Annotated in this window: 1 pseudogene; it reads right to left on the bottom strand. The window is 43.7% G+C overall.

From position 1 onward, the window contains the following. Positions 1–422: 422 nt before the first annotated feature. Positions 423–1,256: pseudogene (locus ABZ924_RS38720) on the bottom strand (transposase); the annotation flags it as partial. Between the last annotated feature and the right edge of the window lie 10 nt (positions 1,257–1,266).

The raw sequence follows: 1,266 nt of genomic DNA on the forward strand, positions 1-1,266 counted from the left end.
GTGTATTATTTTTTTCACTTTCCGCTGACATTTTTCTCAACTCACTTTCAATTTGCTTAGAATCATTAGAATCAAAACTCATAAGAACTTCACGCCTTAGCGGTTTTCACCTTGGCTTACAGCAATTACCGATTTGCGCTGCTTTATGTTCCGTAGGAACCTTTCATCAATGCAGGTTCTTTTAATATAATTTCATATTGGGGCGAATCGATCGTTAATAATGAATAGTAGGTGTCTTTAGATACTTTATCCGTGATACTATGTGTTTCCGCAACTTGTGTACGTGCAATATTATGAATATCCACTTTAATACTGCTCTGATACCCTAGACGAATAATCAAATAATTCTCTCCAATAACATGCGGCAAAAACTTCACCGAATTATATAATCCTATAATATAAAGCAAACCGTAAGCATTCACATATCGGTAGCTATGTTCGCGGACGCAGGTCGGCGCAAAATGACGATCAAATCCAATCGGTTCTGGTTCGTTCTTTTTATTGTAGGCAATGACTGATTGGGCGCCCATCCGGTAAACTTGTTCGTAAATCGGAGCGTAGTCGTATCCGGCATCCATCGTGGCATAAGCGATTTTGAGCGAAGCCAACCGTTCCTGTATTCCTTTAAGCAGCGGGATGGCAGCTTTTCCGTCATTCAGATTGCCCGAAGAAAATAGAGACTGAAGGATGTACTGGCTTTCTGCCCCAACGGCGAGATGGATTTTGAATCCAAACCAGAACACGTTCTTTCCTTCGCTATTCTTTTTCACTCCCCATTCGGGGTGTATGGGAACTGAAGCTCGCAGTTCCGAAAGCAGAATATCCAGCTGATCGGCAATTTTTTTTTCATATAAGGGAAGACTCGCTTCTTCTTCCGCCTTTTCCGCCAGCCATTGTTCCCGTTCTTCTTTCTTTTTGCGGCCACGCTTTTTCGGTTCTTTTTCGACCGCTTCTTTCTTTTGTGGCGCACAGTCATGTGCCTCGACATGGGTGGCGTCTATGGCAACAATTTCATCTGAGATGAACCCTTCAGACATGGCCATCAAAAGAGTGCGTTCCTGGACAATTTCCAAGGCATCCGATTCGCTGACCAACGTAATCATACGTGAATAAGAAGCTTCCGAAGGAATCTCGTCCGATACCAAAAAGCCGCAGTCCACTTTGAAGCGCAAATCACTTTCCAAGCGTTTGACCAAATCTTTGATGAAGGGAATCCGTTCGGTGATCCGCACAATCAGCGAATAGATCATCGCCGCGACCCCCTAC

Origin of the sequence: Streptomyces sp. NPDC046876 (assembly GCF_040645035.1) — a bacterium.
GTDB lineage: Bacteria > Actinomycetota > Actinomycetes > Streptomycetales > Streptomycetaceae > Streptomyces.